At 54.4% G+C, this 4,395-nt stretch carries 3 protein-coding genes and 2 pseudogenes; 3 read left to right on the plus strand and 2 right to left on the minus strand.

Annotation, left to right across the window (positions count from 1 at the left end; all coding sequences use genetic code 11):
* Nucleotides 1-272: 272 nt before the first annotated feature.
* Both KM176_RS24635 and KM176_RS24640 read right to left on the minus strand, forming a co-directional pair.
* The gene (locus tag KM176_RS24635) at nt 273-770 is read right to left on the minus strand and encodes a hypothetical protein (protein ID WP_160897329.1); all 498 of its coding nucleotides are present in this window, start codon (nt 768-770) and stop codon (nt 273-275) included.
* A gap of 1 nt (nt 771) precedes the next feature.
* Nucleotides 772-1,893: a DUF262 domain-containing protein gene (locus tag KM176_RS24640; RefSeq protein ID WP_160897328.1), complete on the minus strand. Its 1,122-nt coding sequence runs from the start codon at nt 1,891-1,893 to the stop codon at nt 772-774.
* Nucleotides 1,894-2,091: 198 nt separating this feature from the next.
* On the opposite strand from KM176_RS24640, the gene KM176_RS24645 reads away from it, so the two are divergent.
* The 3 genes and pseudogenes from KM176_RS24645 to KM176_RS24650 form a co-directional block, all read left to right on the plus strand.
* Nucleotides 2,092-3,039 (plus strand): aminoglycoside N(3)-acetyltransferase, encoded by a 948-nt coding sequence (locus KM176_RS24645; RefSeq protein ID WP_160897327.1) that lies wholly within the window; start codon nt 2,092-2,094, stop codon nt 3,037-3,039.
* A gap of 133 nt (nt 3,040-3,172) precedes the next feature.
* Nucleotides 3,173-3,564, plus strand: a pseudogene (locus KM176_RS25110) (DDE-type integrase/transposase/recombinase); the annotation flags it as partial.
* Between the two features lie 70 nt (nt 3,565-3,634).
* Nucleotides 3,635-4,395: pseudogene (locus KM176_RS24650) on the plus strand (transposase); the annotation flags it as partial.

The raw sequence follows: 4,395 nt of genomic DNA on the forward strand, positions 1-4,395 counted from the left end.
TGCGGATCCCATCAGGGCCAGCGGTGTGAACCGCGCAAACAGGCCGGACACAAGACCGCTTCTGAAAAGGTACACGAGATCATTTACGACTTGCTATGCGGGGGCCATCCACACAGGACATTCGGCCAGGATCGCGCCCCTCGATGCGGTGCGACCGACACAGTGGGCGGATAGCGGAAGTTCGCTGCGCATTCGGACAAGCTGCTCGCCAAGTCGACAGCAGACATTAACTTGCGAGTTGATATGAACGTCTGAGTTTGGAAGCTGAGGTGTCAAATGCTGTTCAAAATGCAATTTCGAAAATTATCAAGGCGTCCTGAAAGTAGGCGATATTGGTTTTTCGTCCAAGACGGTGCGTATATATTAATCTGTGCTCTTTGGTGCGCTGCTAGATCTGCGTGGGCAAGGTTGCAGCGCAACCGCCAAAGTGTCCCCAAGGTAGAGCGAATAAGCTCAAGGTCACCTTGGTGGTTTTGCTCAAAACTTCCTTCGATCTCACGAATACTATGCTCCCCCAGAACACTACAAAGCATGGGTCTGAAGTGCTTGTTATAATGAAACCCGTGGGTTTGTTTGATGATGTTTTCTTCGACCCAGTCTGCATCGTTCAGTGTGGATTGATTAACCTGACGAACAGATTCATCCATCCATTCCTCAAGCCAGCCGCAAAATTCAATTAGGGCGAGCTTCGAAAGTAGCATTGGTCTTTCGTTGTCCGAAGTTGGTTCTTTGAACCAGTTTTCAATACCGGTAATCGTATCTACAACCATCTCAGACCATCTTGAATTCTTCAATTGCCACAGCAAGTCGTGACTTAACGTTCGCTTCTGACGCTACCGCGTAACGAGCCGCTTCCGCAAAGTTATCCCGACGCATCATTCTAAGGAAATTGCCATGCAGCGTTTCCTTGCTGGCTTCGAGCGGCGAGTTCAGATTAGACAGCACACCAACAAGTGTTGCCTCGATGAAAGTCATAGAGATTTTTGTTGAGCCACTTCCCAAGGCGTGAACGGCTCGCTGGCTCATTTTTTCAAGCCTTGTCTGAAGCTGTTCGATTTGGCCTTCGCCTAGGCCTGCCCTCTCGTGCATATAATTGTTAAGGAAACGGGCTAGGTTGCCATCATATTCTTCAAGGTTTTCCGTTAGCGCGAGCGCCCGCAACAACAGCTCCACTGATCTAAAACGATTGGCCGAGCCCCAAATCCGCTTCTTTATTTTAATCCAGCTTGGGTCCTTTGAATCGAACTCCTTTAGGCAAGTGTTAAAAGAGCCAGTGTAGATGCAGTTTCGAATTTCCTGATTGTTCAATCTCACACCGCCAGAGTTCAGGCGATGAAAAATAGTGAACAGGTATTGCATGTGCGCAGGCTGGGAGTAATCACACCTCAACACGGTAATGGGTATCGATACATCCTGAACGGTAGTGAAAAGTCTCTGTTGATCAGGGTTTCCATTCTTCAGGTCTATGTTGCGACTGCCGCGCAATAGAGGATGTATGTCCTCCAAGCTTCGCAAACGCCACGGCTGATCCGACAGGAATGATATAATTGAACTCATTCTCTGCAGGCCGTCGATAACCTTCCATTTTTGCGTTTTGTAGTCCAAGCTAAAACACATGCTTGGTATCGGCAACTGCTTAACTAAAGAGTCAATGAAACGGCTTTGATCATTTGGCTTCCAAACTACTTCCCTTTGGAAATCTGGCTGAATTTCAAGTTTGTCCGTATCGAATAGTCGGAACAGGTCAGCACACGACCTTAATTCATTGTATGATACGATGTCTGCAGGCGGTATGGGCTCAGCACCTTGCGCTTCATCAAGTGTGTTTCGATACTCATCTTCAGCCGTTTTCTCAAGTTGAAGCGATATATCGGGTTTGACTTCTGTGTTCATACTTATTCTCGACAGTTTTCCTTTTGACCAATGTCTCTCGCATTGTCGGTATCTTCAAGATGTTTCTCAGCCATTCGAAGCTAGATTTTACCTGCTCCCCTTGTGAACCCGGCGGATGCGACCAGTCGAGAGGAGGCAATAATTGGGTTTCTGCGAGAAGCACGACTGACCGGTTCGACGAAGCTGCAAGCAGCGTCCGTGCCCAAGTTGAAGGTCGGTAATGGGCCGGCTCTGCCGGGAAGCCCCACTCACCTGGGCGACCGGCACGCCGCACCGCCGCAGGTCCACATCGAGCCCACTTTGACGAATGTTGCATCCGCAGAAATCGTGATAGTCAGGCGCATGGTTGCCGCAATTCATACCCAGACAAGCCTTTTCAATGATCTTATCTCACTCGGCGTTTACGCTGGAGACGGACTTTTTGTGCATGGCTCGATGAGCGCCGTAGGCGCTACCGTGGGCGGCGCTCGAACAATTGTGGAAAGCCTTCTGAAGGCGGTGGGTGGAACAGGTCTTGTAGGAATGCCCGACTTTTCTTCCGACGCCTGCTTTCCTGCTGAAGTTGATCTGTCCCGCTTGACCCAAGACCAGATTGCCGAAATCGAAGACGCGGTTCCCGGTTTCGATGTAGCGAAATCCACAACGTCGGGCATGGGTGTCATTGCAGAGACTTTCAGAACCTGGCCGGGAACCCAACGCAGCGACCACCCGGCTGTTTCGATTTGCCTCAACGGTGAGAAAGCAAACGACTTTCTAAAGGAGCACAGCCTCGCGTGGGCGACGGGAGAGAAAACGCCCCTTGGGAAGCTCCGTGATCGCAAAGCCATGAGGATCTTGCTGATCGGGGTCGGCTGGAACCGATGCTCAGCCCTTCACACAGCTGAGACCTTTGCACAACACAAGCGGACCAAGACGCGGCGCTTCAAGAACGGTGGCCCCAACGGATCATGGATCGAAACACCTGACGTAACAGATGACACGAACCGGCTGTTTCCGAAAATTGGTGAGGCGTTCGAAAAGACCGGCGCTGTTTCCTTCGGAAAATTCGGAGGTGCCGAATGCAAGTTATGCGATTTTCGATCTCTAGTCGATTTCGCCACTGGTTGGATCGACTGCTCGAACAAGCGAAGCGGTGATCTCAGCTAAAGCAACTGTGTTGCCCAACGACAGCAATGTCTGCGGAGCCTACCTCGGTGTGTCAAGCCTTGCTGCACGATGCCACGGATGGCCGGCTTGGGGAGGCCGCGCCGCAGCAAAGCCGAAGCTGCGAAGGTCGTGATTGGGCAGTCAAGGCATTATCCGCGGCAAGCCGCACCGAACAACGATCCAGGACAAGAAGTCCCCATGCCCGCGGGACAAGGCAAACCGGAAGTTCAGGGTTCCGGAGCCGAACATGCCCTGGGTTGGCGATGTCACCTACGTCGCCACCTGGCGGGGCTTTGAGTATATGGCTTTCATCATCTACGCCTGCACGCGCGCGCCATTGTGCTTGAACCAATGGCGCATCAATGGCGCTCCGTCGGCTGGCGGGCAAGCCAAACAGCGCTTTCAGGTTTCGTACTCGATGCCTTGGAGCAGGCTGTCCATGATCGCCGCCCGATTAAGGGCGCGGGGCTCGTCCACCATTCCGACCGCGGGTCGCAATACCTGTCCATTCGCTACACCGAACGACGGGACAGGGCCGAGGCTGTGTGGAAACGCGGTCTCGTGGTAAGCTTCCGCGAGGCAGCGGGAGACAGGGATGGCGGGTTTCATCGCCGGCATCGACCGGGAACAGGTCACGCTTTTCCCTGATCGTCTTGAGGACTGGATCGGCGAGGACCACCTGGTCCGTGTCGTCGACCTCTTCGTCGATGAACTTGATCTTCCGGCGCTCGGCTTCGAGCGTTGTGTGCCCGCCCGAACCGGTCGCCCGGGCTACCATCCGGCTGTGCTGCTGAAGCTCTTCATCTACGGCTAGCTGAACCGCATCCCGTCCAGCCGTCGCCTGGAGCGAGAGGCGGGACGCAATGTCGAGCTGATGTGGCTGACCGGCCGCCTGGTGCCCGACCACAAGACCATCGCCGATTTCCGGCGCGATAACGGGGCAGCGATCCGCAAGACCTGCGCGCAATTCGTGGAACTGTGTCGGCGGATCGGGGTGCTGAGGGGCGATTGCGTCGCCATCGACGGCAGTAAATTCAAGGCGGTCAACAAGCGCGACCGCAACTTCACCAAGAACAAGATCGCCAGCCGCCTGGCCCATCTGGAGGCCGATGTCTCGCAGTATGTCGATGACATGGCCCGCATCGACCGCCAGGAAGAGGGTGAGGCACGGGCTGACAAGGTCGCGCATCTCGCCCGTCGCTATGGCCATATTCGGCAGGAGATCGCGCGGCTTAAAGCAATGGAGAAGGCCCTGACCAATACGCCCGACGGGCAGATCTCCCTGACCGATCCCGATGCCCGGGCCATGGCGACCAGCGCCCGGCACAGCGGCATGGTCGGCTATAATGTCCAGAC

The organism is Pseudooceanicola endophyticus (assembly GCF_018760365.1).
Classification (GTDB): Bacteria; Pseudomonadota; Alphaproteobacteria; order Rhodobacterales; family Rhodobacteraceae; genus Pseudooceanicola; species Pseudooceanicola endophyticus.

Coding starts and splice junctions, on each gene's coding strand:
- KM176_RS24640 (WP_160897328.1), bottom strand. CDS start 1,893: ATGAACACAGAAGTCAAACCCGATATATCGCTTCAACTTGAGAAAACG.
- KM176_RS24635 (WP_160897329.1), bottom strand. CDS start 770: ATGGTTGTAGATACGATTACCGGTATTGAAAACTGGTTCAAAGAACCA.